Annotated in this window: 23 protein-coding genes; 15 read left to right on the top strand and 8 right to left on the bottom strand. The window is 69.4% G+C overall.

All coding sequences use genetic code 11. The features are described from left to right. Positions 1–45 precede the first annotated feature (45 nt). Together WHX56_RS21450 and WHX56_RS21445 are read left to right on the top strand one after the other, a co-directional pair. Positions 46–1098 (top strand): serine hydrolase, encoded by a 1053-nt coding sequence (locus WHX56_RS21450; protein WP_338878926.1) that lies wholly within the window; start codon positions 46–48, stop codon positions 1096–1098. A 525-nt stretch (positions 1099–1623) separates the two neighbouring features. Continuing rightward, positions 1624–2634 carry an aldo/keto reductase gene (locus WHX56_RS21445; RefSeq protein WP_338878925.1) on the top strand — a complete coding sequence of 337 codons (1011 nt, stop codon included), beginning with the start codon at positions 1624–1626 and terminating at the stop codon, positions 2632–2634. A 48-nt stretch (positions 2635–2682) separates the two neighbouring features. On the opposite strand, the gene WHX56_RS21440 is transcribed toward WHX56_RS21445, so the two are convergent. After that, positions 2683–4017: an MFS transporter gene (locus WHX56_RS21440; protein ID WP_129244861.1), complete on the bottom strand. Its 1335-nt coding sequence runs from the start codon at positions 4015–4017 to the stop codon at positions 2683–2685. Between the two features lie 59 nt (positions 4018–4076). After that, positions 4077–5714 (bottom strand): GMC family oxidoreductase, encoded by a 1638-nt coding sequence (locus WHX56_RS21435; protein WP_129244859.1) that lies wholly within the window; start codon positions 5712–5714, stop codon positions 4077–4079. 196 nt (positions 5715–5910) lie between these two features. On the opposite strand from WHX56_RS21435, the gene WHX56_RS21430 reads away from it, so the two are divergent. Next, entirely contained in the window at positions 5911–6771 is an 861-nt protein-coding gene (locus tag WHX56_RS21430; RefSeq protein ID WP_287753916.1) for an IclR family transcriptional regulator, read from the top strand. 18 nt (positions 6772–6789) lie between these two features. Here the strand turns inward: WHX56_RS21430 and WHX56_RS21425 are convergent, their stop codons facing one another. After that, entirely contained in the window at positions 6790–7506 is a 717-nt protein-coding gene (locus WHX56_RS21425; RefSeq protein ID WP_338878924.1) for a GntR family transcriptional regulator, read from the bottom strand. Between the two features lie 135 nt (positions 7507–7641). Here WHX56_RS21425 and WHX56_RS21420 point away from each other — a divergent pair, with 135 nt between their 5' ends. Both WHX56_RS21420 and WHX56_RS21415 read left to right on the top strand, forming a co-directional pair. After that, entirely contained in the window at positions 7642–8628 is a 987-nt protein-coding gene (locus WHX56_RS21420; protein WP_244235145.1) for a Bug family tripartite tricarboxylate transporter substrate binding protein, read from the top strand. Between the two features lie 58 nt (positions 8629–8686). Continuing rightward, entirely contained in the window at positions 8687–9886 is a 1200-nt protein-coding gene (locus WHX56_RS21415) for a M20 aminoacylase family protein (protein ID WP_338878923.1), read from the top strand. 15 nt (positions 9887–9901) lie between these two features. Here WHX56_RS21415 and WHX56_RS21410 read toward each other — a convergent pair whose 3' ends face one another. Genes WHX56_RS21410 through WHX56_RS21400 form a run of 3 tightly spaced genes read right to left on the bottom strand, consistent with a single transcriptional unit; the run spans position 9902 to position 14133 of the window. Next, positions 9902–11104: an MFS transporter gene (locus WHX56_RS21410; protein ID WP_338878922.1), complete on the bottom strand. Its 1203-nt coding sequence runs from the start codon at positions 11102–11104 to the stop codon at positions 9902–9904. Next, complete coding sequence (locus WHX56_RS21405; RefSeq protein ID WP_338878921.1) at positions 11101–12123, bottom strand: class I SAM-dependent methyltransferase; 1023 nt, start codon at positions 12121–12123, stop codon at positions 11101–11103. Before WHX56_RS21405 ends, WHX56_RS21410 begins: the two co-directional genes overlap by 4 nt. Before the next feature lie 18 nt (positions 12124–12141). After that, positions 12142–14133, bottom strand: a complete 1992-nt coding sequence (locus WHX56_RS21400; protein ID WP_338878920.1) for a TonB-dependent receptor — start codon at positions 14131–14133, stop codon at positions 12142–12144. 167 nt (positions 14134–14300) lie between these two features. Between WHX56_RS21400 and WHX56_RS21395 the strand changes: the two genes are divergently transcribed. Then, positions 14301–15221, top strand: a complete 921-nt coding sequence (locus WHX56_RS21395; protein WP_338878919.1) for an AraC family transcriptional regulator — start codon at positions 14301–14303, stop codon at positions 15219–15221. A 16-nt stretch (positions 15222–15237) separates the two neighbouring features. On the opposite strand, the gene WHX56_RS21390 is transcribed toward WHX56_RS21395, so the two are convergent. Together WHX56_RS21390 and WHX56_RS21385 are read right to left on the bottom strand one after the other, a co-directional pair. Continuing rightward, the gene (locus WHX56_RS21390; protein WP_338878918.1) at positions 15238–16677 is read right to left on the bottom strand and encodes an MFS transporter; all 1440 of its coding nucleotides are present in this window, start codon (positions 16675–16677) and stop codon (positions 15238–15240) included. Between the two features lie 34 nt (positions 16678–16711). Next, positions 16712–17140, bottom strand: coding sequence for a VOC family protein (locus tag WHX56_RS21385; protein ID WP_129244841.1), 429 nt, complete (start codon positions 17138–17140; stop codon positions 16712–16714). A 93-nt stretch (positions 17141–17233) separates the two neighbouring features. Here WHX56_RS21385 and WHX56_RS21380 point away from each other — a divergent pair, with 93 nt between their 5' ends. The 9 genes from WHX56_RS21380 (at position 17234) to WHX56_RS21340 (ending at position 25644) form a co-directional block, all read left to right on the top strand. Further along, the gene (locus WHX56_RS21380) at positions 17234–17578 is read left to right on the top strand and encodes a GFA family protein (protein WP_338878917.1); all 345 of its coding nucleotides are present in this window, start codon (positions 17234–17236) and stop codon (positions 17576–17578) included. A gap of 232 nt (positions 17579–17810) precedes the next feature. Further along, a complete protein-coding gene (locus tag WHX56_RS21375; protein WP_287753040.1) occupies positions 17811–18695 on the top strand; it encodes a nitrilase family protein in 885 nt (294 codons plus the stop codon). A 35-nt stretch (positions 18696–18730) separates the two neighbouring features. Continuing rightward, complete coding sequence (locus tag WHX56_RS21370; RefSeq protein ID WP_338878916.1) at positions 18731–19897, top strand: substrate-binding protein; 1167 nt, start codon at positions 18731–18733, stop codon at positions 19895–19897. Between the two features lie 43 nt (positions 19898–19940). Beyond that, the gene (locus WHX56_RS21365; protein WP_287753042.1) at positions 19941–20774 is read left to right on the top strand and encodes a branched-chain amino acid ABC transporter permease; all 834 of its coding nucleotides are present in this window, start codon (positions 19941–19943) and stop codon (positions 20772–20774) included. Further along, positions 20767–22584, top strand: a complete 1818-nt coding sequence (locus tag WHX56_RS21360; protein WP_338878915.1) for a branched-chain amino acid ABC transporter ATP-binding protein/permease — start codon at positions 20767–20769, stop codon at positions 22582–22584. Before WHX56_RS21365 ends, WHX56_RS21360 begins: the two co-directional genes overlap by 8 nt. Beyond that, positions 22581–23294, top strand: coding sequence for an ABC transporter ATP-binding protein (locus WHX56_RS21355; protein WP_287753044.1), 714 nt, complete (start codon positions 22581–22583; stop codon positions 23292–23294). Before WHX56_RS21360 ends, WHX56_RS21355 begins: the two co-directional genes overlap by 4 nt. Positions 23295–23338: 44 nt before the next feature. Continuing rightward, positions 23339–24502 carry a transporter substrate-binding domain-containing protein gene (locus WHX56_RS21350; protein ID WP_338878914.1) on the top strand — a complete coding sequence of 388 codons (1164 nt, stop codon included), beginning with the start codon at positions 23339–23341 and terminating at the stop codon, positions 24500–24502. Positions 24503–24504: 2 nt separating this feature from the next. Then, positions 24505–25140 carry an ANTAR domain-containing response regulator gene (locus WHX56_RS21345; RefSeq protein ID WP_338878913.1) on the top strand — a complete coding sequence of 212 codons (636 nt, stop codon included), beginning with the start codon at positions 24505–24507 and terminating at the stop codon, positions 25138–25140. Between the two features lie 93 nt (positions 25141–25233). Further along, positions 25234–25644, top strand: a complete 411-nt coding sequence (locus tag WHX56_RS21340) for a carboxymuconolactone decarboxylase family protein (RefSeq protein WP_338878912.1) — start codon at positions 25234–25236, stop codon at positions 25642–25644. Position 25645: the final 1 nt, after the last annotated feature.

Below are 25645 nucleotides of genomic sequence, written 5' to 3'. Positions count from 1 at the left end.
AGCCCCCCCGATTGAAAACACTGTGGATGATGATGAGGACAACGAATGAATACGCTCATGCAGCAGGCGATCCAGTTCGCCAATGACCACGAATCCGCCTGGGACCGCAGCGTCAAGGGCGTCTTTGGCGTGCACCTGAACGATCCGCCGCCCTGGAACCGCCTGCTGGGCCCCATCCACGATCGCGGCCCGGTGTCGGGCGTGGTGGTGGTGGACGGCAAGACCGTCGCGTCCTGGGGCGAGCCCGACCGCGCCGACCTGACGTTCAGCGTCGCCAAACTCTACCTGGCGATCCTGGCGGGCGTGGCGCATGACCGCGGCCTGTTGCCGGACGTGGACGAGCCGGTCGGCAAGCGCGTGCCCGGCATCGGCTTCGACAGCGGCCAGAATGCCGACATCACCTGGCGCCACCTGTTGCAGCAGACGAGCGAATGGGAAGGCGAGCGCTTCGGCGTGTCCGACCAGGCCGACCGCTACCGCGCCGTCACCTTCGGCGTGCCGCCCGACGGCAAGAAGGGCGACGCGCGGCCGCTGCAGCGCCCGGGCACGTACTGGGAATACAACGACGTGCGCATCAATCAGCTTTCGTATGCGCTTCTGCACCTGTTCCGCAAGCCGCTGCCCGAGGTCTTCCGCGAAGCCGTCACGCGCCCGATCGGCGCCAGCGAAAACTGGCAATGGGTGGGCTACGACAACGCCTGGGTCGAGATCGACGGCCAGCGCATGCCGTCCGTGCCGGGCGGTTCGCACTGGGGCGGCGGCATGTCCATCAGCGCCCGCGACCAGGCGCTGATCGGCCAGATGCTGCTCAACGGCGGCCAGGCCAACGGCCAGCAGGTGCTGTCCGCCGAATGGATCCAGGCCATGCGCACGCCTTGCGCCATCGCGCCGTACTACGGCTATCTCATCTGGCTGAACCACGAAGGCCGGGTGTTCCCCAGCGTGCCGGCCTCCAGCTTCTTCGGCGTGGGCGCGGGCAGCTCGTTCACGTGGGTCGAACCCGAACGCAAGATGGTCGTGATCGTGCGCTGGCTGAACTCGGCCCATGCCGACGCGCTGTTCGGCAAGATCCTGGCGGCGGTGGACGCTGGCGTCTAGCGCGTTTTTGAATTGGTTTTTGACGTTCAGGATCTAGGGCGCGGGGGCTTCGAGCTTGCGGATGTCGGGGTTCTAAACCGCCGAGGCTGCCCTGCGCCATTCCGATGCTCGCCCCGGTGGGGCTGCGCTTCGGATGGCTCCGGGGTCCTCGGCTGGCAGTCGCGTCATACGAGTTTTTTTGCCGCCGGGCCGCCCCAAGGCAAAAAAGCGCCCCCTTGGGGGGCAGCAAGCCGAAGGCGCGGCGTGGGGGCATTCTTCCCCCCCTTCATGGGCGGATGCCGTGAGCCGGGGGCCGGGCGGAGGGATCCGAAGCGCAGCCCCACCGGGGCGAGCATCGGAATCCCGCAGTCCGGACCCCGGCGGTTCAAGAACTCCGGCCTCACAAACCGAATGTCAACAATCCAACCCAAAATGCTCTAGATGCGGATGGGGCTGGCCGCATCCGGCGGGCCCGGTTTGACGGGCACGGGCTTGCCGTTGCATGCTCGCGTCTAATCCATTTCCGTGAATGAGAGGAAGCTAGCCATGAACTACCGCCGACTGGGCCGCAGCAATCTCCGTGTATCCCCGCTATGCCTGGGCACCATGATGTTCGGGGAGCAGACGCCCGACGAAGAGGCCGCCCGCATCGTCGCGTCGGCGCGCGATCACGGGCTGAATTTCATCGACACCGCCGACGTCTACAACGGCGGCCGCTCGGAAGAAGTGGTGGGCAAGCTGCTGAAAGGGCAGCGCCACGACTGGGTGCTGGCCAGCAAGATCGGCAACCCGGTGGGCAAGGGGCCGAACCGGTCGCACTATTCGCGCCAGTGGCTGGTCCGCGGGGTGGAGGCCAGCCTGGCCCGGCTGGACACCGACTTCATGGACATCCTCTACCTGCACCGCGACTACCACGAAGAGAACCTGGAAGAGGCGCTGTGGGCGCTGGGCGACCTGATCCGCGCGGGCAAGCTGCGCAGCTTCGGGCTGTCCAACTTCCGCGGCTGGCGCATCGCCGAAGTGATGCGCCTGTGCGAGAAAATGGGCGTGCCCCAGCCGGTGGTGTGCCAGCCGTACTACAACATGCTCAACCGCGGCCCCGAAGTGGAAATCCTGCCGGCCTGCAAGCACTACGGCCTGGGCGTGGTGCCCTACAGCCCGATCGCGCGCGGCGTGCTGACCGGCAAGTACCTGCCGGGCCAGGCGCCGGCGGAGGGTACCCGGGCGGGCCGCGGCGATTCCCGCATCCTGGCGACCGAGTTCCGCGAAGAATCCCTCCAGATCGCGCAGAAGCTGGTGGCGCACGCCGCGGCGCGCGGCGTGCAGGCCGGGCATTTCGCCACCGCCTGGGTGCTGGCCAATCCGGTCATCACCGCCGTCATCGCCGGGCCGCGCACCCTGGCGCAGATGGACGATTACTACGCCGCCCTGGACGTGACGATCACGGCCGAGGACGAGACCGTCGTGAACGGCTGGGTGACGCCGGGCCATGCCTCGTCGCACGGCTACAACGATCCCAACTACCCGTTCTACGGCCGGCCGGTGGCGGCGGCCTGAAGCGGTCCGCGCCGCCCCGGATCCACCCGGCGCGGCGCGGTTCCCGGCTTACGCCTTGCGCAGGCTCGCGGGCGGCAGGGACGCGGCGGCGTCTTCCTCCGCGGGCTGCTTGCCGCGCCCGATCAGCCACGCGCACACCGCCGACACCACGCCCGAGAACAGCACGTACAGGCAGATCAGCCAGGGCTCGCCGCCGCCCGTCTTGAGCAGCGCGGTCGCGATGATGGGCGTGATGCCCGAGGCGAAGATCCCCGAGAACTGGTAGACGAAGGAAATGCCGGTGTAGCGCACCTTGGCGTCGAACAGTTCGCAGAACAGCGCCGCCTCCGGCCCGTACACGGCGGCGTACAGAATGCCGAACGGCACGATGATGGCCAGCCAGATCAGCATGACGCTGCCCTGGCTGTTGAGCATCAGCCAGAAGCCGGGGAAGGACGCCGCGGCGGTGATGAGCGACCCCCAGAAATAGACCCGCGTGCGTCCGACGCGGTCCGACAGGCGGCCGAAGAAGGGAATGAAGAAGCACATGACCAGGGCCGCGGCCATCACGCCGATGAGCGCCTCGGTGCGCGTGATCTGCACGGTCTGCGTCAGGTACGAGATCGAGAACACGCCGAACACGTTGAAGAACACGCCGTCGATGTAGCGCGCGCCCATGCCCTTGAAGACGTTGCCCGGATAGCGCTTGAACATGTCGGCGAAGGGGATGCGGCTTTCGGCGTTGTTCTTCTTGACCGCCGCGAACTCGGGCGTTTCCTTGATGTTCAGCCGGATGTACATGCCGACCAGCACCATCGCGGCGGACGCCAGGAAGGCGACGCGCCAGCCCCAGGCCATGAACTGCGCGTCGGTCAGCAGGGTGGAGAGCAGCGCCACCGTGCCGGAGGCCAGGCACAGCCCGATCGCCAGCCCGATCTGCGGCAGCGACGCGTAGAAGCCTTTCTTGCCGGGCGGCGCGTACTCGTAGGCCATCAGCACCGCGCCGCCCCATTCGCCGCCCAGCCCGATGCCCTGGAACACGCGCAGGAGCAGCAGCAGGATGGGCGCCCAGATGCCGATGCTGTCGTAGGTGGGGACCAGGCCGATCAGGAAGGTCGCCACGCCCATGATCATCAAGGTCATCACCAGCATGCTCTTCCTGCCGATGCGGTCGCCGAAGTGGCCGAAGATCAGCCCGCCCAGCGGCCGGGTGACGAAGCCCACCGCGAAGGTGGTGTAGGCCAGCATGGTGGAGACCAGCGGGTCGCCGGTGGGGAAATACAGCTTGTTGAACACAATGCCTGCGACGACGCCATACAAGAAAAAGTCGTACCACTCGATGGTGGCGCCGATCAGCGACGCGGCGACGACTCTGCGCACCGCGGCTTCGTTCTGCTTGGCCATGTCTAGTCTCCTTTGGGGGTGGCGGCCGGACAATCTGCGTCGTCCTGCGCCGTGGGGGTTCAGGCGGCGACCTGCAGCGCCTGCGGATGCGCCTGCCTGAGTTCTTGCAATATGAAATCGGCCGCGCGCTCGGCCAGCATCACCACCGGCACGTTGGTGTTGCCGGAAACCAGCGTGGGCATGATCGAGCAATCCACCACGCGCAGCCCCGCCACGCCGTGCACGCGCAGGCGCTCGTCCACGACGGCCATGGGATCGCTGCGCGGCCCCATCTTCGCGGTGCCCGACGGATGGAAGATCGTGGCGCCGTACTCGCGGCAGAAGTGCAAGATCTCGTCGTCCGCGCGCACGTCCGGCCCGGGGCGGAATTCGCGCTTCATCATCCCGGCCAGCGGCGGGGTCGCGGCGATCCGCCGCGCGTACTTGACCGCGGCCACCGTCATGCGGCGGTCCAGTTCGGTCGACAGGTAGTTCGGCTGCATGGATGGTGCCTCGAAGGGATCGGCGCTGCGCAGGCGCACGCGGCCGCGCGACGAGGGGCGCAACTGGCACACCGAATAGGTGCAGCCCGAGAACGGATGCACCTTGCCGCCGGCCATGTCGGCCGACAGCGTGGCGAAATGGAACTGGGTGTCGGGCGTGCGGCTGGCCGGGTCCACGCGGCAGAACAGCCCGCCCTGGTTGATGCCCACCGCCAGCGGGCCGCTGCGAAACAGCAGCCACTCCAGCCCCATGCGGGCGCGCCCGGACAGCGTGCGCAACTGGTCGTTGGTGGTGATGGGGCGGGTGGTTTCGTAGATCAGCCGGATCTGCAGGTGGTCCTGCAGGTTTTCGCCCACGCCGGGCAGGTCGCGCACGATCCCGATGCCGAACTGGCGCAGCAGCGCGGCGGGGCCCACGCCGGAAAGCTGCAGCAACTGGGGCGACTGCAGCGCGCCGGCGCACAGCACCACCTCGCGGCGGGCGCGCAAGGTGCGCACCTGGCCGTGCTGCCGGTAGCGCACGCCGCAGGCGCGGGTGCCCTCGAACAGGATGGCCATGGCGTGCGCGCCGGTCTCCACGCGCAGGTTGGCGCGTCCCTGGGCGGGCCGCAGATAGGCGACGGCGGTGGAGCAGCGGCGGCCGTTGCGCGTGGTGAGCTGGTAATAGCCCACGCCTTCCTGGTCGCCGGTATTGAAGTCGTCCACGCGGGGAACGCCCAGGCTTTCCGCCGCGGCGATCAACCCCTGCACCAGCGGATGCGGCGTCTTGATGGAGGTGGCGTTGAGCGGGCCGTCGGTGCCGCGCGTGGGGCCGGGGCCCAGGTCATTGTTTTCCAGCTTGCGGAAGTAGGGCAGGCAATCGTCCCAGCTCCAGCCCGGGTTGCCGGCCGCGGCCCAGGCGTCGTAGTCGCGCCGCTGGCCGCGGATGTAGATCAGGCCGTTGATGGCGCTGGACCCGCCCAGCGTGCGGCCGCGCGGCCAGTAGATGCGCCGGTCCAGCATGTTGGGGTCGGGGTCGGTGTAGTAGCCCCAGTTCACGACCTTGTGGAACATCGTCTTCCCATAGCCGATGGGGATGTGTATCCACGGGTAGCTGTCCTTGGGCCCGGCTTCCAGCAGGCAGACGGAATGCGCGCCGCTGGCGCTCAGCCGGTTGGCCATCACGCATCCGGCCGAACCGGCCCCAACCACGATGTAATCCACGGTATCGGACATGTCCGCAAGTTCTCCCTGCAGCAGGGCGCCGCGCGCCCGGCCGGAACGTCCGACGGCGCGTTTACCCTGCTTGTCGTTGTGGGGCGCACTTATATACTGGATCGAGGGTCCGGCGCAGCGCGGGCCTTCGTGCATTTGTGGCGATTCTAGGAAGCAGGCGCGCAGAACAAAGCACAACACGCGCAGGGGCGGAAAAGTGGAACAGAATATGCGGATTCAGTTTCAAAATCGCAGTGCAGCATCGGCGCGGGCGGACGACGGCGCGGCCGAAAGCGCGGCCGGCGAGACGCAGGAAGCGTCGCGTTCGCTGCGCGCGCTGCTGGTGCTGGATCATCTGGCGCGGGCCCAGCATCCGCCCACGCTGGCTCAGTTGGCGCAGCGGCTCGACATGCCCAAGACCACCTTGATGCGCCTGCTGGCGGCCATGCAGCGCGCCGGTTTCGTGGCCGCCACGCCCACCGAGAACGGCTATGTGCCGGGGCCGCAGGCCTCTGCCCTGGCCCTGTCCACCTTGCGCGCGTCCGCCTTCACGCGAGCCTGCCGCGCCGTGCTTGCGCAACTGGTCGGCACCCTGGGCGAAACCTGCAACCTCACCGCGCCCGACGGCGACCGCGTGGTCTACATGGAACGCGTGGAAACCACCGAGCCGCTGCGGCTGTTCTTCGCGGTGGGCAGCCACGTGCCCATGCACTGCACCGCCAGCGGCAAGCTGTTCCTGGCTTCCATGAACCGCCTGGAGCGCGGCCGCGTGCTGGCGCGGCTGCCGCTCACGCGCAACACGCCGCGCACGTTGACGGACCCGGCCAGGCTCGAAGAGGAACTGGAACGCCTGGCCGCCAGGGGCATCGGCATCGACAACGAGGAATTCGTGCGCGGCATGAGCGCGGTGGCGGTGCCGGTGCGCGACGCGGACGAGCGTGTCGTGGCGGCGGTGGCCTGCCACGCGCCCACGGCCCGCGTGATGCTCGACGAACTGCTGCGCGCCGTGCCCATCCTGGAACGGGCGGCGCAATCCCTGCGCGAGGTGCTGGCCCAGCACCGGGCCGGCGCGGGCTGACCGCGCCGCGCCGGCGGTTCAGGCCGAGGGCGTGAACAGTTCGGGCGGCAGCCGCGCGACGGCGTCGTAGGTCAGGCGGATGTGGCTGGCCAAGAGCGCGCAGGCGCGGTCGGCGTCGCGGGCCAGCGTGGCGTCGAGAATGCCCTGGTGTTCGTCGTGCAGGTCGCGCGCGATGGGCTTGCGCGTGACGGTCAGGCGGCGGTAGCGTTCGGCCTGCTGGTACAGGATGCCCAGGAAGTGATGCATCCAGCGCGAGGGACAGGCGCGGATCAGTTCGCGGTGGAACTCGCGGTTGCGCTGTTCCCATTCCTCGAAGCGCGCTTCCGGGTCGGCGGCCAGGCGCTGCTCGGCCTTGCCCAGGCGGTGGAAGGCGGCCAGCACGGCGCTTTCCCAATCGTCGTCGCCGACGGCGATGGACTGTCGCAGGGCTTCGGTCTCCAGCAGCACGCGGTTTTCGGTGATGTCGCGGAAGTCTTCGAGCGAGATCGGCGTGACGTGGAAGCCGCGCTGGCCGTGGGCGATGACGAGCGCGTCCGACACCAGCAGGGCCAGCGCTTCGCGCAGGGTGCCGGCGCCCACGCCGTAGTCGTCCTTGAGGTGTTCGACCCGCAGGCGCGAGCCCGGGGGCAGCTTGCCCTGGATGATGTCGCGGCGCAGGCTGACGTAGGCCGCGCCCACCAGGGTGTTGGCCGAGGCGGAATGGGTGAGCGGAGGAAGCAGCATGGCGTCTGACATGGCGCTACTTTATCATGCGCGCAAAAAATCTCGATAATAATTATTGACGCCGAGATTTATGCTGCTTATCGTAGAAAAAGACGCCGCCCAGAATGACCGGCACAAAGCCGGCGGCAGGCGCACAGGAGACAAGCGGTGATACGGCTACACGACATCCGGCGCGCGGCGGGCTGCCTGGCGGCACTGGCCGCGCTGGCCGCCGGCCCCTCGGCCCGCGCCGACGACTGGCCGACCCGGCCCGTGACCATCCTGGTCAACGGCGGGCCCGGCAGCCTGCCCGACCTGTTCGCGCGGCCCTTGGCCGAGCGGCTGCACCACGCGCTGGGCCAGCCCGTGGTGGTGGAAAACAAGCCGGGCGCCGGCGGCATGCTGGCGATGCAGCAGCTCAAGTCCGCGCCGGCGGACGGCCACACGCTGGCGCTGGTCACCAACGCGCACCTGGTGTGGAACCCCTATATTTTCCCGGCCCTGAACTACGACCCCGAGCGCGACCTGCGGCCGGTCAGCCCGCTGGCGATCATTCCGATGGCGCTCACGGTCAACGACAAGATGCCCGCGCAGTCGCTGGAGCAGTTGCTGGCGCTGGCGCGCAAGCAGCCCGGCAAGCTGAACTACGCGTCCTCGGGCAACGGCAGCCCGCCGCACGTGCTGTTCGAGATGCTGCGCGAACAGGCCGGCGTCGAGATCATGCACGTGCCGTTCAAGACCGGCACCGGCGCGCTGAATTCGGTGCTGGCCGGAGACACGGAGATGTACTTCGCCGGCACCGCCCTGGTCGAGCCCATGGTCAAGGACGGCCGGCTGCGCGTGCTGGCGATCAGCGAAGCGGTGCCGGACGCCGCCTTCGGCAAGGCGCCCACGCTGGCCGAGCGCAATTTCCGCGGCTTCGAAGGCGCGGTGTGGCTGGGCGTCGCGGCCAGCGCGGGCACGCCCGACGCGATCGTGCAGCGGCTCAACGCCGAGATCGGCCGCGCCCAGCAGGACGGCGCGCTCAAGCAGATGTACGCCAGCCACGGTTCGCTGCCGTATCATCTGGCGGCGCCGGCCTTCGCCCAGCGGATCGCGGCCGAACGGGACGCCTCGGGCCCCGTGCTGCGCAGGCTGGGCATCAAGCCCGATTGAATTCCCCCATCCTCCCAACCCCTCATCGCGGCGCCGCTGGCGGGGCCGCCATCGCCTTATGAACCTGATCGAAGACATCGTCGAAAACTCGCCTTCCATCCGCGGCATCCGCCGCGACATCCATGCCCATCCGGAGCTGGCGTTCGAAGAGAACCGCACGTCGGACCTGGTGGCGGAATTGCTGGAAGGCTGGGGCATCGCCGTGCACCGCGGATTCGGCAAGACCGGCCTGGTGGGGGTGATCAAGAACGGCGATTCGCCGCGCACGGTGGGGCTGCGCGCCGACATGGACGCGCTGCCCATGCACGAGGCGAACCAGTTCGAGCATGCCAGCAAGCACGCGGGCGTGATGCACGCCTGCGGCCACGACGGCCACACCGCCATGCTGCTGGGCGCGGCGCAGCACCTGGCGCGCCACCGCAACTTCGACGGCACGGTCTACCTGATCTTCCAGCCCGCCGAAGAACGCGGCGGCGGCGCGCGCGAAATGATGCGCGACGGCCTGTTCGAGAAGTTCCCGATGGAAGCGGTGTTCGGCATGCACAACATGCCGGGCATTCCCGTCGGCTGCTTCGCCTCTTCGCCGGGCCCGGTGCTGGCGTCCAACAACGAATTCCACGTGACGATCCGCGGCAAGGGCGGCCACGCGGCCATGCCGCACCTGGCCATCGACCCCATTCCCGCGGCAGCCCAGATGATCGAGGCGTTCCAGACCATCATCAGCCGCAACAAGAAGCCGCTGGAGACGGCGGTGATCTCGGTGACCACGGTGCAGGCCGGCGGAGTCGTCAACGTCATCCCCGACACCTGCGAACTGCGCGGCACGGTGCGAGCCTACACCCGCGAAACGCTGGACCTGATCGAGCGGCGCATGGGCGAGATCGCGCAACACGTGGCCGGCATGTTCGGCGCCGAGTGCGACTTCGTCTTCACCCGCCACTATCCGTCCACCATCAACCACGAGGCCGAGACCGCCTTCATGCGCGACGTCCTGGCCGAGGTCGTGGGCCGGGAACAGGTGCTGGTCCAGACGCCCATCATGGCGGCCGAGGATTTCTCCTTCATGCTGGAAGCGGTGCCGGGCAGCTATTGCTTCATCGGCAACGGCGACGGCGACCATCGCGAGTCCGGCCACGGCATGGGCCCCTGCCTGGTCCACAACACCAGCTACGACTTCAACGACGCGCTGCTGCCCATCGGGTCCAGCGCCTTCGTGAAGCTGGCCGAAGCCTGGCTGGCGCGCAGCCCGCGGCCCTGAGCGCGGCCGCCGGGGCTACAGCCGCAGCCCCGGAGCGGTCCGCAGGGCCAGCAGCAATACGCCGGCCGAGGCGGCGGCCAGCGCGGCCAGCATCCAGGCCGGGCCGGCCGCATCCAGCAAGAGGCCGGCCGCCAGCGGCGCCAGGATCCGGGTCAGCGAGAACACGCTGGACTGGATGCCGTAGTCCAGCGCCTGCAAGCCGGGGCGCGCGTGCGACATCATCAGGCCGAAGGCCAGCGCGGCGGTCGCGCCCATGGCGGCGGCGATGCCCAGCGCGCACGCGATCAGCACGGCGGGCGGCGCGTGCAGGCCGACGGCCGCGGCCAGGCAGAGCAGCGCGACAAATCCAGCCGCCGCATGGACCGGCACCGCGATACCGGGGCCGAGGCGCTTCAGGCCGCGCGCGCTGACCGCGCTGGCGGCGGCGCCCACCGCGCCGCCGGCCACGCCCGCCAGCCACGCCACGCGGTCGGCCGGCAGGCCCTGGTCCAGCAGCAGCGGCTTCAGATAGAACCAGGCCGAACCGATGAAGGGAAACAGCAGCGCCAGCAAGGGCAGCCAGCGGCGGGCGGCATCCAGCCGGAAGTACGTGCGCAAAGGCGCCGCCAGCGCAGGCGCCGGTTCGCCGGACGGATCGGCGCCGCCATCCCGGACCAGCAAGGTCAGCGCCGCGCCCAGGGCCAGCGCGCCCGCCATGATGAGAAAGGGCGCCTGCCAGCCCCAGCGCGATTGCGCCAGCAGCATGAACCCGCCGCCGGCGATGGCGCCCAGGCACAGCGCCATGGAGCGGATGCCGCCCGCCCAGGCGCGCCCGGACGCGGGCAGGATCCGGATCGCCAGGGCGTTGACGGGCACGTCGGCCCAGGTGCCGGCCAGGGCCGCCGCGGCGGCCAGCGCGAACAGCGTCCACCGTTCGTCCAGCAGTTCGCGCCAGCCCAGCGCGCACAGGATCGCCGCATACGCCAGCAGCAGGCCCACCGTCCAGCCTCGATAGGCGCCGCGCCGCGGACCGCGCCGGTCCAGCGGCATCGCGAAAAGGAACTTGAACACCGTCGGCAGGCTGGCCAACTGGAACAGGCCGATGGCGGTGCCGGACCAGCCGTGCTGGCGCAGCACCAGCGGCAGGCCCAGCCACAGATACACGCCGGGCGCGGTCAGCGCCAGATTGAGCCAGCCGAACAGCGCCTGCCGCAGCCCGTTGCGCCAAGCCGGCGTCATGGCGCGGCCTTGCGGGCGGACAGCACATGCAACGGCGCCAGCGGAAACCGGGCGGAATCGAAGCCGCGCACGTCCGCGAAGCCGCAATCGGCCAGGGCCTGCCGCAGTTCGCCCGCGCGCGTCACGCGCCTGCCCAGCATCATCATGGGCAGGTAGTAGGGCAGCACGCGGGCCGCCGCGGCCGCGTCCGCGGGGATCTCGGCATGCGCCATGACCAGCATGCCGCCCGGCGCCAGGGCGTCGCGCATCTTGCGCAGCGCGGCGTCCGGATCGGGCAGGAAGTGCAGCACGGACGAGCACCAGATCAGGTCGTAATCCCGTCCAATGGCGTCGGTGGCCAGATCGCCGCCCAGCACGGACAGCCTGTCCGCCAGCCCCGCGCGGGCGATGTTCTCGCGCGCCACGGCGGCGGTCTCGGGCCAGTCGAACACCACGCCGCTGGCATCGGGATTGGCCTGGACCAGGGCGATGCCGATCAGGCCCGGCCCGCCGCCCAGGTCCAGGATGCGGCGCGCGTCGCTTGCGCCCGGCACGCAGGCCAGCGCCTCCAGCGCGGCCGGCACGGCGACGGCGCGCTGCTCCTGGCCGATCTGCTTGCGGGCGGCCTCGGCCCAGCCCGCGGCGTCGGTCTGCACGTACGGGGCCGGACGCGGCCCGTCGCGGCGCAGCAGGCCGCCCAGTTGGGCGCTGAAGCGCTCCAGCGCCTGCCGCCGGTAGCGCCAGGCGTCAGCGCAGCAGGCCGGCTGGTCCTGGCATAAGTACTGGCGCGCCTGGGGCTGGCACCGGTAGAGGACGGGGTCGCCCTCCACGCGGTGCAGCAGGTCCATGCTCCACAGCAGGTCCAGCAAATGGCCGGTCTGCGCCGGGTCCAACTCCAGCGCGGCGGCGACCTGGGCGGCGCTGGCCGGCTGCGCCAGCCGGTCCAGCACGCCGAGTTCCAGCGCGGCGTCCAGCGCCTGGCCCTGGACCGCGGCGGCGGCCAGGTCCCAATAGCGCTGCAGGGGATGAGAGGTGTGCATGCCTGGATTCCTTGTTTGCTAGAGGCGCCAGGTGAGGCGCAGGCCGGCTTCGCGCGGCGGGCTGTAGACGGTGACGATGCCGTTCTGATAGCCGACCGCGTCGTAGCGGCGGTTGGCGGCGTTGTTGACGTAGGCCGTGATCTCGACCTGCCTGAAGGTGAAGCCAGCCGCCAGGTTGACCAGGCCGTAGCCGTTGCGGCGGTAGCGGTTGGCGGCGTCCAGGTAGACGCTGCTGGTGCCGGTCAGGGCGGCCTGGGCGTACCAGCCGGCGGGCGCGTCGTAGCGCGCGCTCAGGTAGCCGTTGACCCGCGGCGCGAAGGGGTTGTCGTTGCCGGCGTAGTCGGCGGCGCCGTCCCGGAAGCTGGAAAAGCGCGTGCGGTTCAGCCCCAGGCCCGCCTGCAACGACCAGCCGTCGCCCACCAGATACTCCAGTTCGAACTCCGCGCCGATCGAGCGCGCCGACGCCGCGTTGGTCACGTAGACCAGCCCGGGCAGCGGCATCTGCTGAACCTGCATGTTCTTGACGGTCATCACATACGCGGCGCTGGAATAGCGCAGGCGGTTGCCGGACAGCCAGCCCTTGGCGCCGATCTCGTAGGAACGCAGCGTTTCGGGCTGGTAGGGCGCGTAGTTCGCCGCCGGCGAAAACACGTTGAAGCCGCCCGCGCGAAAGCCGTCGGACACCGACGCGTAGACCTGCTGGCGCGGCGCGAACGCATACTGCAAGGCGACGCGCGGGGTCACGCGGGTCCAGTCGGACCGGCGCCGCGTATCGCCTTGCGGACTGAAGCGGATCTCGTCGCGTTCGACGCGCGCGCCCGCTTCCAGCGTCCAGCGTTCGGCCAGGGGCACCGTCCAATGGGTGAAGGCGGCCGCCGAGCTGCCGCGCAGGTTCACCACGCTTTGAGTCAGCCCCATGGGCATTTTCTGCGTGTTGCGCAGGTCGTGGTCGTCGCCGTCGGCGTACACCCCCGCCAGCCAGTGCGCGCCGCTCCAGTCGCCTTCCAGCCGGAACTCCTGCGACAGATTGCGGAAGCGGTGATCGCGGGCGATGTGCAGCAGGTCGGCCGGCAGGAAGTCGGTGTCCTGCTGCACGCGGTCGCGGAAATCGTTCCAGGCGGTCACGGACGACAGGCGCAGGCCCGAGTCGAAATCATGGCGAGCGGACAGCGAGGCGCTGCGGCCGACGGACCGGTTCCAACTGGGCGTGCCCGAGGCCACGGTGGCGCGCGGTGCGGCCGGCGACCCCCACAACGCGGCGCCGTCGCGGTAATCCTGCTGCGCGTAGCGCAAGGTCGCGTCGGTGCGCGCCGACGGCGTCCAGCGCAGGGCCAGCTTGCCGTTGCGCAGTTCGCGGTCGTCCTCACGCTTGCCGGTATAGGTGTTGTCGATGAATCCGTGCTGGCTGCGCCAGGTGCCGGCGACGCTGGCGTAGAGCCGGTCTTCCACCAGCGGGCCGCTCAGGTCGAAGCGCAGCGCGCGCAGGTCGCGGCTGCCGGATTCGACGGAGAACTGGCCGCGCACCGTGTTGTCGGGCTGGCGGGTGTGGATATTGATGACGCCGGCCTCGGCATTGCGTCCGTAGAGCGTGGACTGCGGCCCGCGCAGCACTTCGACGCGGTCGATGGCCAGCAACTGGTCGTCATAGCCTTGCGCGGTCAGCGTGGGCACGCCGTCCACCACCAGCAAGGTCGAGGTCGAGAACGAAAAGAAATTGGCGGACAGCCCGCGCATGACGGGGGAGTTCACGCCCGCCTGGCCGAAAGGCTGGAAGCTCAGGCCTGGGGTGATCGTCTGCAAGGCTTCCAGGTCCTGGATGCCCTGGGCCTCCAGCATGTCGCCGTCGAACACGGACAGGCTGGCCGGAACCGATTCCAGCGCGCGCTCCTGCTTGTCGGCGGTGACGGTGATGGCGGACAGCTCGGCGGGGGCCTGCGCCTGGGCGGCCGGCGCGCCGGCCAGCCAGAGCAAGGCGCAGGCGGCAGGCGTATAGGGAAGGGGCTTCATCATCGGGATTCCTGTGCGGCATCGCGGCCGTCTTCCTGGTTGTGCGGCCGTCCCGGAAATGGTATTTCTTTATGCGAACGAATATCATTAACATCCGTATGCGTTCCGGATCCATTCGTATGCAAAGCGGAGCGGCCGGCCCGATCCGGGTGCCGCCCCAGGAAAAAACCATGTCCCTGCGCATTCCTTCCACGCTGGCCCAGCCGGCCGGCAGCCCCCGTCCGGGCTGGCTGCGCCATGCCCTGCCGCAAGACCTGGGCGCCTGCCACGCGGACCGGCTGGAACTGGACGACGGCCTGGCGCTGGTGCATTCGCGCTACGCGCCGGCGCGCGATCTGATCGAAGAGAACGCGGCCGGCTACGGCGCGCGCACGCTGGTCATCACGCTGGCCATGCAGGGCGTGTCGGCCTACCAGGGGGCCGACGGTTCGGCGCTGGACTTCCGCGGCGGCTACACCACGGTCACGGCGTTCCAGCGCAGCAAAGGAGAACGCCGCTACCTGGGCGGCGCCGCCGTATCGCAATTGCGGCTGCTGGTGGGCGAACCGATACTGCGCCGGTACGCGGGCGACGAGCGCGCCGACGCGCTGCTGGGCGAAGGTCGGCTGCGCTGCCTGGCGCGGATCAGGACCAGCCCCGAATCGGCCGCGGCGGCGGCCGAACTGGCGTCGGGCGGGGATCCGCTGGACGCGCACATCCGCGCGTTGACGCTGCTGTCCCGCCAATTGCGCGGCCTGGCGCCGGCGCCCGAGCCGGGCCGGCTCAGCCAGGCCGACATCGCGCGCGTGGAAGCGGCGCGCGCCCTCATGAGCGAGCAGATGGACCGCGACCTCACCGTGCAGTACCTCTGCATCGCCGTGGGGTTGAACGAATTCAAGCTGAAGGAAGGTTTCCGCAAGCTATACGGCAGCAGCCCGCACCGGCTGCTGACCGCGCTGCGCATGCAGCGGGCCTGGGAACTGCTGGAAACCGGCTGCCAGGTGGCGCAGGCGGCCTACCGGGTCGGCTACCGCCATCCGGCCAATTTCAGCGCGGCCTTCACGCGCTTTCACGGCCGCACGCCGAAGTCCGTGTTCGGCAAGCGCCGCTGAATTCCCAGCCGGCCGCTCAGGACGGCGTATCCGCCCGGGCCGGCAGCGCGCGATTGCGCGAGCGCAGCAGGGCCGCGCTCAAGGCCGCCGCCAGCGCCGCGATCGCCGCGCCCGCAAGAAAGGTCAACTGGTATCCGCCGTTGAGCGCGGCCGTGGGCGCGGCGCCCGCCTGCGCCAGGCCGGCGCTGCGGGCCGCGGCCAGGCTGGCCAGCACGGCCAGGCCCAGAGCGCCGCCCATCATGAAGGCCGTGTTGACCACGCCGGAGGCCAGGCCCGACTGGCTGGGCTCCACGTCGCTCATCGCCGCCAGCAGCATGGGGTTGAAGGCCACGCCCGCGCCCAGGCCCAGCAGCAGCATGCCGGGCAGCACGTCCGCCGCGAAGGTCCCGTCGACAGGCGCGCGGGCGAACAGCGCCAACCCCAGCGCCGCCATGAACAGGCCCGCGGCCAGCGGCGCGCGGATGCCGAAGCGCATCACCAGCCTGGCCGACAACCCCAGCGAGAACGCCGCCATGATGAGATTGGCGGGCAGGAAGGCCAGCCCGACCTGCATGGGGCTGTAGCCCAGCACCAGTTGCATGTACAAGGCTGACACGAAGAACCAGGCGAACATGGCCGCGGCCCACAACACGCCGACCACGTTGGCGGTGGCCACGTTGCGCAGCCGGAACAGCGCCAGCGGCATCAGCGGAGAGGCCACCCGCGCCTCGATGGCCAGGAACAGCGCCATCAGCGCGGCGGCCGCGCCCAGCAGGATCAGCGATTGCGCGGAGGCCCAGCCCGCCTCGTTGCCGTTGACCACCGCGTACACCGCCAGCATGAGCGAGGCCGTGACGGCGAGGGCGCCGGCCACGTCCAGGCGGGCGCCGCCCGCGGCGGGCGCGGCGGCCGGAATCAGGCGCAGGCACAGCGCATAGACCAGCACGCCGATGGGCAGATTGACCAGGAAGATCCAGTGCCACGACAGGGCGCTGGTCAACAGTCCGCCCAGCAGCACGCCGATGCTGCCGCCGCCCGCGCAGACGAAGCCGTACACGCCCATGGCGCGCGCCCGTTCGTGGGGCTCGGTGAAGAGGTTCATGATGAGCGACAGCGACACTGCCGACACCACCGCGCCGCCCAGCCCCTGGGCCGCACGCGCGCCGATCAGCAGCGCCTGGCCCTGGGCCAGCCCGCAGGCCAGCGAGGCCAGCGTGAAGAGCGTCAGGCCCGCCAGGAACATCCGGCGATGCCCCAGCAGATCGCCCAGCCTGCCGCCCAGCAGCAGGAAGCCGCCGAAAGTCAGCATGTAGGCGTTGATCACCCAGACCAGCGAAGTCTCGGTGAAATGCAGATCCTGGCGGATCGAAGGCAGGGCGACGTTCACGATCGTGGTGTCCAGCACGATCATCAGCACGCCCAGGCAGAGCACCAGCAGCGCCCACCAGCGTTGCGTGCCGTGGATTCCATGCGTCATCGGGTACGGATCCTTGATAGCGGGCGGGCCGCGTTCATTGGCTCAGGCGCCCGCCGCTCACCATCCAGCGCGTGCCGTAGCGGTCAATCAGCGCGCCGTAGGCCTCGGCCCAGAACGTCTTTTGCAGCGGCATGGTGATGCTGCCGCCGTCGGCCAGCATGTCGAAGACGCGCTGCGCGTCCGATACCGTGGGATAGGCCAGCGACAGCGCCACGCCCTGCTTGCCGGGATAGGGATGCCCGGCGGTGGCGTCGCTGCCCATCAAGGTCTGCTGGTCCAGGCCCAGCCGCGCATGCATGATGCGCTCGGCGTCTTCGGCGGACAGGACCGGCATGGCGGCGTCGGGCGGCGCGTCCGCGTAGCGGATCAGCGCTTCCAGCCGCCCGCTCAGCACGCGTTCGTAGAAGCGCATGGCCTCGGCGCAGTTGCCGTCGAAACTGAGATAGGCGGATAGTTGGGGCATGATGTCTCCGGTAGGTGGGACGATGGCGGTGCCAGGACTGCCGGCGCCGCTCTATGATGGAAGCCCGACCCACAATACCGAAGGAGCCCGGCCATGCAAAAAGGAAGCTGCCACTGCGGACGAATCGCGTTCGAAGTCGACGGCGATGTGTCCCAGGTACTGGAGTGCAATTGCTCGCACTGCAGCCGCAAGGGTTACCTGCTGTGGTTCGTGCCGCGCGCGAACCTGCGCATCACCTCGTCCACGGACAGCCTGTCGACCTACAAATTCAACAAGCACGTGATTTCGCATCACTTCTGCGCCCACTGCGGCTGCGCGCCCTTCGGCTTCGGCGCAAGCCCCAAGGGCGAGGAAACGGCGGCGGTGAACGCGCGCTGCCTGGAAACGGTGGACCTGAACGCGTTGAGCCGGATACCGTACGACGGGCGCAGCGTCTAGGGCCTATTCTCGCATCCCGGCGGGTCGTCCGGGAAACCTCTTATTGTTCGGGACGCCGCCGCATCCCTATTATTTGTCCACGATCAACACTGATCGGGGCGCGTTCCGCGCCCTTGCCGCACCCCGCAGCAATGATTGCTGCCTGAACATTCTGTCTGGCTATAACAGCCCCCGACTTGCACGCACTGCGTGGTCGGGGGCTTTTTCGTTTGTTTTCCACGAAGGAGATCGCATGCAACCGTCCGATCCGCAACCCGTGCCCACGGCCTATGTGGCCAGCCTGCAGACGGCCCCGGCCATGGGCGAGGTCGCCGCCAACGTGGCGCGTTCCATCGAACTGGCGGAAGAGGCCATTGCGCGGGGCGCGCGCCTGGTGGTGCTGCCCGAACTGGCCAATACCGGCTACATGTTCGAAAGCCGCGAAGAAGCCTACGCGCTGGCCGAGCCCGTGCCGGAGGGGCCGTCCTCGCGCGCCTGGATCGCGCTGGCCGAACGGCGGGGCATTTACCTGGTGGCGGGGATCGCCGAGCGCTGCGGGGACCGCCTGTACAACTCGGCGCTGGTCGCCGGACCGCAAGGCTATATCGGCACCTATCGCAAGCTGCACCTGTGGGGCGACGAGAACCTGTATTTCGAGGCGGGCGACCTGGGCCTGCCGGTGTTCCATACCGAACTGGGCCGGCTGGGCGTGGCGATCTGCTACGACGGCTGGTTCCCCGAGGTCTACCGCCTGCTCGCGCTGCGCGGCGCGGACCTGGTCGCGGTGCCGACGAACTGGGTGCCCATGCCGGGCCAGACCCCCGACGGCCCGGCCATGGCGCATGCGCTGGCGATCGCGGGCGCGCACAGCAACGGCCTGACTGTGGTGTGCGCCGACCGGGTCGGCATTGAGCGCGGGCAGCCCTTCGTGGGCCGCAGCCTGATCGTGGGCTCGCAAGGCTGGACCGCGGCCGGCCCGGCCAGCGCCGACCGGGAAGAGATCCTGCTCGCCGCCGTCGACCTCAAGGCCGCGCGCCGCGGGCGCCAGTTGAATGCGTTCAACCACGTGCTGCGCGACCGGCGCTGCGATGTCTACGACGAGCGGCTGGGCGCGGCGGATACGCCGGCGCAGCGTTGAACAACGGCGGATAGCCGACCCCCAAGGAGAAAACCATGAAGTTCCCGTCTTGCAGTTTTCTTACCCGATTGTCCTTCGCGGCGCTGTTGTGCGGCGGCGCCGCCGCGCATGCCGCGCAGCCCCTGCGGATCGGCGTGCCCGTCGGCCTGTCGGGCGCCAACAGCGTGGTGGCGCCCGGCGTGGTGCAGGCTTCGCAGCTTGCGGCCGACGAGATCAACGCCGCCGGCGGCATCCTGGGCCGGCAGATCGAGCTGGAGATCGCCGACGACGCCTCCGGCGCGGTGGGCGCGCAGAAGGCCTACGACACGCTGGTGTTCCAGAAGAAGGTGGACGCCGTCATCGCCATGGAAACCAGCGCCGCGCGCAACGCGGCGCTGCCCATCATCGCGCGCGGCAAGGTGCCGTACATCTACACCTCCTTTTACGAAGGCCGCTCGTGCAGCCGCTGGATGCACGTCAACGGCTGGGTGCCGGAGCAGCAGGTCGCGCCGGTGGTGGACCACTTCATGAAAACGCGCCAGGCCAAGACCTTCTTCCTGATCGGCAGCGACTATGCGTTCGGCCGCGGCATGCTGAAGTTCACGCGGGAATACATCGAGAAGCAGGGCGGCAAGGTGGTGGGCGAGGAATACCTGCCCATCGACGGCTCGGACTGGACCGCCATCGTTTCCAAGGTGCGTTCGGCGCAGCCCGACGCGCTGATCAGCTCGACCGCGGGCGGCAGCCCCAACGTCAGCCTGGCCAAGCAGATCCAGGCCGCCGGCCTGAGCATGCCCTACGGCAATCTGGCCATCGACGAAGGGACGGCCAAGACCATGGGCGACACCGCGGCGGGCATGTACCTGTCCTCGTCCTACCTGACCAGCATCGACACGCCGCAGAACCGCAAGTTCCTGGACGGGCTGAAGGCGAAGTTCGGCGGCCAGGCCAAGACGGCCAACGAATTCTCGGCAGCCCAGTACGAGGGATTCTTCCTGTACAAGGCCGCGGTCGAGAAGGCCGGCGGCACCGACCCCGCGAAGGTGGTGCAGGCCTTGAGCGAGGTGTCGGTGGACGGCCCGCGCGGCCCGGTCCGGATGGACCGCCAGCGGCACGCGGCCCTGACCATGCGCCTGGGCCAGGTGCAGCAGGACGGGTCCATCCGCATCCTGCAGACTTTCGACCAGGTGGACCCGGGCGCCCAGTGCCCCGACCTGAAGTAGCGCTTGCGCGCCGCCCGCGCTGCGGGCGGCAAAGGAGACCCCGATGGGATTGTTGCTGGACATCCTGAGCACCGCGGCCATGCTGTTCATCGTGACGGCCGGGCTGATGATCATCTTCGGCGTCATGAAGATCGTCAATTTCGCGCACGGCGCCATCATCACGCTGGGCAGCTACGCCAGCCTGGTCGTGACGCAACTGGGCCTGAACCCGTGGCTGGCGCTGCCTTTCGCGCTGGCCGTCGGCGCGGCGGTGGGCGCGGGTGTGGAACGGTTGATCGTGCGGCCGCTGTACAAGCGGCCGCTGGACGCCATCCTGGCCACCTGGGGCCTGGGCATCGTGATCGGGCAACTGATCACCATGGCGTTCGGCCGCGAGGTGCAGTTCGCCGACGCGCCGGTCAAGGGCGCCGTGGCCTTCCTGGGCACCGACTACTCGGCCTACCGGCTGCTGCTGATCCCCGCCGCGCTGCTGGTGTACGGGGCCACGCTGCTGCTGCTCAACGGCACGCGCTTCGGCGTGAGGACGCGGGCGGTGATCATGAACGAGAACCTGGCGCGCGGCCTGGGCATCAACGCCGAGCGCATCCGCTTCATCACCTTCGGCCTGGGCGCCGGCCTGGGGGCGCTGGCCGGCGCCCTGATCACGCCGCTGTCCAGCGTGGATCCGAACATGGGGCTGGCCTGGCTCATCAGCGCCTTCATGCTGGTGATGGTGTCGGGGCATTCGATCACCGCGCTGCTGCTGACCTGCCTGGTCTACGGGGCCTGCCAGGTGCTGGTCAGCGTGCTGGTCAGCCCCATCCTGGGCGGCGTCACGATCGCGGTGCTGGCGGCGCTGACGCTGCGCCTGCGTCCGCAAGGATTCGCTCATGACTGATACTTTGCTTGCCCAACCCGCGCCGCAAGCGGCCGCGGCGGCGCGCCGGGCCTCGCGCGCCCGCGACCTGCTGTGGCTGGCCGGCCTGTGCCTGGCCCTGACGGCCGCCGGCCCGTGGCTGTTCGACACCTATCTGCTCAACGTGCTGATCAAGGCGCTGTTCTTCGCGGTGGCCGCCGTGACGGTGGACGTGCTGTGGGGCTATACCGGCTACCTGACGTTCGGGCAGTCGGCGTTCTTCGGCGTGGGCGCGTACGCCGCGGGCCTGGCGTTCACGCACTACGGCTTTTCGCCAGCCACGGCGGGGCTGGCGGCGCTGGCGGCGGCCGGGGTGGCCGCCGTGCTGGCGCTGGTCGTCGGCTGGCTGTCCTTCTACCGCGGAGCGTCGCCGTTCTTCGCCACGGTGATCTCGCTGGTGCTGCCCATCGTGCTGACCCAGCTCGTGCTGTCGGGCGGCACCTGGACGGGGTCGTCCTCGGGGCTGACCGGCTACGAAACCTTCGACCTTTCGCTGGAGGCCTGGTACGTGATCGCGGCGGGCGGGCTGTCCGTCGTGGCGTTGCTGGGATGGGGGGCGGCGCGCAGCGACGGCGGCCGCATCCTGGTCGCACTGCGCGACAACGAGGCGCGTTGCAGCTACCTGGGCCTGAACACCGCCCGCTGGCGCATCCTGCTGCTGGCGGTCTGCGGCGTCGTCGCCAGCCTGGCGGGATTCGGCTACGGCGCCTTCAGCGGCGTGGTGGCGCCGGAGCTGACGGGCTTCGTGTTCGGCACGGAACTCATCATCTGGGTGGCGCTGGGCGGACGCGGCACCATCTGGGGCCCGGTGCTGGGCGCCATCCTCATCAATGTGGCGGGGTCTTATCTCAGCGGCAACATGCCGTTCGTGTGGCAGTTGCTGCTGGGCATCACCTTCATCGTGGTGATCCTGCTGCTGCCGCGCGGCCTGCTGCCCCTGCTGCTGGCGCCATGGCGGCGGCGCGAGGCCGGGGCGCCCGTGCCGGCGCTGGCGGCCAGGGCAGGGCAGGCCCCGGCGCCGGTGGGCAGCGAGGCGGCGCTGGAACTGGAGGGCGTGGCCAAGCGCTTCGGCAGCCTGAAGGTGCTGGAAGGCATCGACCTGCGGGCCCGCGGCGGCGAACTGCTGGGGCTGATCGGGCCGAACGGCGCGGGCAAGACGACGCTGATGCGCTGCATCGCCGACGGCGCCGAGCGTTCGGAGGGGCGGGTGCAACTGTGCGGCCATGCCGTGCGCCGCGACGATCCGGCGCGCTGCGTGCGCTTCGGCCTGGGGCGCAAGTTCCAGAACGCCAACGTGTTCGACACGATGACCGTGGCGGAAAGCCTGCGCATTGCCACCACCTTGCGCGAACGGCCGTCGTGGCGGCGCCGGGCGCCGGTGCTGGCGCTGCCGTCCTACGCGCTGGAGGTGCTGCGCATGACCGGGCTGGACCAGCGCCTGGACAGCGTGGCCCGCGACCTGTCCCACGGCCAGCAGCAGGCCCTGGAGCTGGCCATGGTGCTGGCGCTGGAGCCGCGCGTCATCCTGTTGGACGAGCCCACGGCGGGCCTGAGCAAGGCCGAGCGCACGCAGATCGGCGAGGTGCTGTCGTCGCTGGCCCGCCGCCATGGCCTGTGCTGCCTGCTGGTGGAGCACGACCTGGACTTCGTGGCCGAGGTCGCGACCCGCATCGTCGTGCTGCACCAGGGGCGCATCGTCATGGACGGCAGCTTCCGCGAGGTGGCGCAGTCCGAACTGGTGCGGACCATCTACGCGGGCGGCGCGCCGTCCACCCAGGGAGAAGAACCATGACGACCGCTGCGCCGGCCTTGCGCCTGGAGGGCGTGTCCAGCGGCTACAAGGCCTCGGTGGTGCTCAATGACGTGTCGCTGTCGGTGCCGCGCGGCGCCTGCGCGGCGCTGCTGGGCAAGAACGGCATGGGCAAGAGCACGCTGCTCAAGACCATCATGGGATACCTGCCCAAGCTGCGCGGCCGGGTGAGGCTGGGCGAGGTCGACGCGACCCGCCTGCGGCCGCACGAGGTGGCGCGTTGCGGCGTGGCCTATGCGGCGCAGGAACAGCCCCTGTTTCCCGACCTGAGCATCCGCGACAACCTGCGCCTGGGCCTGGCGCGCGACAGCCTGTTCGACGAGCGCTTCGAGGAAATCGCCGAGCTGTTCCCCGTGTTTGCGTCGCGCCTGCGCCAGCACGCCGGCACCCTGTCCGGCGGCGAGCAGAAAATGCTGTTGGTGGCGCGGGGCCTCATGCAGCGGCCTGCCTTGCTGCTGCTGGACGAAATCACGGAAGGACTTCAGCCCTCGGTGATCGAGCGGCTGGCCGGCGCGCTCAATTGGGAGCGCGAACGCCGCGGGACCAGCATGTTCATCGTGGAGCAGAACGTGGCGTTCGCGCTGCGGGTGGCGGATAGATACCTGGTGCTCAAGCAGGGCGCCATCGTCGACGAAGGCGAGGCTGGCGCGCCGGACGCCGCAGGCCATATCATTGACCATCTGAAGGTATGAGCTTGAACCCGCATGCTTCCGACCCGCCGTCCAGGACCCCGCCCATGACCTCACCCGAGACCCCGCTCCGCGATCCCGGCGCCGCCGGCCCGGGCTGGCGCATCGGCGTGCTGTATTCGCGCAGCGGCGTCAGCGGCACGACGGAATCGCAGCATTTCTTCGGCACCGTGCTGGCCGTGGAGGAAATCAACGCCCTGGGCGGCGTGCTGGGCCGTCCGCTGGAACCGATAGCCTACGACCCCCGCAGCGACTGCGAGGAATACCGCCGCCTGGCCGCGAGGCTGCTGCTGGACGACGAGGTCAACGTGATCTTCGGCGGCTGCACCTCGCATTGCCGCAAGGCCATGCTGCCGGTGGTCGAGCGCAGCAATTCGCTGCTGTGGTATGCCTCGGTCTACGAAGGGTTCGAGTATTCGCCCAACGTCATCTACACCGGCGCCGCGCCCAACCAGGGCAGCATGCAGTTGGCCGCCTACCTGATCCAGCACTGCGGCTCGCGCATCTTCCTGGTGGGCGCGGACTACATCTACCCGCGCGAGACCAACCGCATCATGCGCGAAACCGTTGAGGAGCACGGCGGCGATATCCTCGACGAAACCTATCTGCCGCTGGACTGCGACGAGAGCGACATCCTCGAAGTCGTCCAGGACATCGCCCGCATCCGGCCCGACGTGGTGTTTTCCACGCTGATCGGCTCGGACGCGCAGCGCTTCTACCAGCGCTACCACGAGGCCGGCCTGGCGGCGGCGAACATCCCCATCGCCAGCCTGACCATGACCGAGGCCGAGGTAGCCGAAGTGGGCCCGGCGCTGTGCGTGGGGCACATCACCGCGGCAACCTACTTCAACACGGTGGCCACGCCCGGCAACGCGCACTTCCTGGCGCGCTGGCGCGAGCGCTTCGGCGACCGTCCCGCCAACGTGTACGCCGAGACCTCCTACAGCCAGGTGCACCTGTTCGCGCGCGCCCTGCAGCGCGTGGGGGCGCTGGACACCCGCAAGCTGGTGCAGGCGGTGCACAAGGTCGGCTTCGACGCGCCGGACGGGCGCCTGTCTATCCTGGCGGAAAACAACCATTGTGTGCTGACGCCGCGCATCGGCGTGTGCCGGCCGGACGGCAGCTTCGACATCGTCTGGGAAAGCGGCGTGCCGGTAAAGCCCGACCCCTACCTGACGGCGTTCGGCCTGGACGAGTTCTGGTTGAAATGAGCATGGACCATAGCCTACGCCGCCTCTACGAGGACCTGCGCAGCGTGGCGGTCGCCGTGGTGTACCCGCCCGGCGAAGACCGCGACCTGCTGGTCGAACAGCTCAAGCGCATCGGCTGCCGCATCCACCTGCATTGGCCGTTCCCGGAATGCCCGCCGGCGGGCGCGGACGTGGTGTTCTTCCAGGTGTCGCAATGCGGCCGCAACAGCGCCGCCTGGACCGCCAGCGAAGTCGAGGCCACGCTGATCGCCTTGTCCGAATACGAAACCCCCACCACGCTCAAGCAGCTACTCAAGACCAACGCGCACGGCGTGCTCACGCGGCCGTTCCGCTCCGCCGGCATCCTCAGCACCCTGGTGCTGGCGCGTTCCGCCCGGATGTTCCAGCTACGCCAGCAGAACAAGATCGACAAGCTGGAAAGCACGATCAAGTCGCGGCGCGTCATCGAAAAGGCGATCCGGGTGCTGATGGACCACCAGCACCTGGACGAGCGCGAGGCCTACGAGCACATGCGCGGCCGCGCCACGCGCCTGCGCGTCAGCGTGGCGGAGGTGGCCGCCATGATCGTCGACGCCAGCGAAGCCATGGAAAAACTGGGCCTGGGCGGTTCCCGCCCCGGACCCTCCAGCACCGCTTGAACCCGCGGCCGGTTTCCAGTCCAATGACAGTCTGAGCGGACGGACCGTGCCGGTGCATCCGCGTCCACTGATACACGGATGGAGCGAGTTGCCATGACAACGGTGCGATTGCTGTCGGACGAGGAAGTCCGGCGGAACCCCCAGGCCTGGGCGGTGTTCGAGGACATCCGGGCCACGCGCAAGTCGGATTTCGTGAACAACTTCTGGCGCGCCCTGGCCAACGACCCGCCGCAACTGGAGCGCGTCTGGGGGCAGCTCAAGCAGCAGGTCATGATGGCCGAAGGCGAACTCTCGCCCCTGATGCGCGAAATGATCTACATCGCCGTGTCCACGGCCAACGGCTGCACCTACTGCATCCATTCCCACACCGCCGCCGCCCGCGCCAAGGGCATGACCGACGGCCAGCACGCCGAACTGCTGGCCGTGATCGGCATGGCCTCGCAGACCAACGCCATGGTCACCGCCATGCAGGTTCCCGTCGACGAGGCATTCATCGTGAAATAGG

Origin of the sequence: Achromobacter veterisilvae, from assembly GCF_037619525.1 — a bacterium.
GTDB classification, from domain to species: domain Bacteria; phylum Pseudomonadota; class Gammaproteobacteria; order Burkholderiales; family Burkholderiaceae_B; genus Achromobacter; species Achromobacter veterisilvae.
Note: the sequence above shows the minus strand (reverse complement) of the source record. Positions and strands in the feature narration are given on the sequence as shown.

Excerpts from the sequence above, each read along its gene's own strand:
- WHX56_RS21380 (WP_338878917.1), top strand. The coding sequence starts at position 17,234 with ATGCAAAAAGGAAGCTGCCACTGCGGACGAATCGCGTTCGAAGTCGAC.
- WHX56_RS21350 (WP_338878914.1), top strand. The coding sequence starts at position 23,339 with ATGACCTCACCCGAGACCCCGCTCCGCGATCCCGGCGCCGCCGGCCCG.
- WHX56_RS21415 (WP_338878923.1), top strand. The coding sequence starts at position 8,687 with ATGAACCTGATCGAAGACATCGTCGAAAACTCGCCTTCCATCCGCGGC.
- WHX56_RS21400 (WP_338878920.1), bottom strand. The coding sequence starts at position 14,133 with ATGATGAAGCCCCTTCCCTATACGCCTGCCGCCTGCGCCTTGCTCTGG.
- WHX56_RS21405 (WP_338878921.1), bottom strand. The coding sequence starts at position 12,123 with ATGCACACCTCTCATCCCCTGCAGCGCTATTGGGACCTGGCCGCCGCC.
- WHX56_RS21360 (WP_338878915.1), top strand. The coding sequence starts at position 20,767 with ATGACTGATACTTTGCTTGCCCAACCCGCGCCGCAAGCGGCCGCGGCG.
- WHX56_RS21345 (WP_338878913.1), top strand. The coding sequence starts at position 24,505 with ATGGACCATAGCCTACGCCGCCTCTACGAGGACCTGCGCAGCGTGGCG.
- WHX56_RS21435 (WP_129244859.1), bottom strand. The coding sequence starts at position 5,714 with ATGTCCGATACCGTGGATTACATCGTGGTTGGGGCCGGTTCGGCCGGA.
- WHX56_RS21375 (WP_287753040.1), top strand. The coding sequence starts at position 17,811 with ATGCAACCGTCCGATCCGCAACCCGTGCCCACGGCCTATGTGGCCAGC.
- WHX56_RS21365 (WP_287753042.1), top strand. The coding sequence starts at position 19,941 with ATGGGATTGTTGCTGGACATCCTGAGCACCGCGGCCATGCTGTTCATC.
- WHX56_RS21340 (WP_338878912.1), top strand. The coding sequence starts at position 25,234 with ATGACAACGGTGCGATTGCTGTCGGACGAGGAAGTCCGGCGGAACCCC.
- WHX56_RS21410 (WP_338878922.1), bottom strand. The coding sequence starts at position 11,104 with ATGACGCCGGCTTGGCGCAACGGGCTGCGGCAGGCGCTGTTCGGCTGG.
- WHX56_RS21395 (WP_338878919.1), top strand. The coding sequence starts at position 14,301 with ATGTCCCTGCGCATTCCTTCCACGCTGGCCCAGCCGGCCGGCAGCCCC.
- WHX56_RS21425 (WP_338878924.1), bottom strand. The coding sequence starts at position 7,506 with ATGTCAGACGCCATGCTGCTTCCTCCGCTCACCCATTCCGCCTCGGCC.
- WHX56_RS21440 (WP_129244861.1), bottom strand. The coding sequence starts at position 4,017 with ATGGCCAAGCAGAACGAAGCCGCGGTGCGCAGAGTCGTCGCCGCGTCG.
- WHX56_RS21390 (WP_338878918.1), bottom strand. The coding sequence starts at position 16,677 with ATGACGCATGGAATCCACGGCACGCAACGCTGGTGGGCGCTGCTGGTG.
- WHX56_RS21450 (WP_338878926.1), top strand. The coding sequence starts at position 46 with ATGAATACGCTCATGCAGCAGGCGATCCAGTTCGCCAATGACCACGAA.
- WHX56_RS21370 (WP_338878916.1), top strand. The coding sequence starts at position 18,731 with ATGAAGTTCCCGTCTTGCAGTTTTCTTACCCGATTGTCCTTCGCGGCG.
- WHX56_RS21445 (WP_338878925.1), top strand. The coding sequence starts at position 1,624 with ATGAACTACCGCCGACTGGGCCGCAGCAATCTCCGTGTATCCCCGCTA.
- WHX56_RS21355 (WP_287753044.1), top strand. The coding sequence starts at position 22,581 with ATGACGACCGCTGCGCCGGCCTTGCGCCTGGAGGGCGTGTCCAGCGGC.
- WHX56_RS21385 (WP_129244841.1), bottom strand. The coding sequence starts at position 17,140 with ATGCCCCAACTATCCGCCTATCTCAGTTTCGACGGCAACTGCGCCGAG.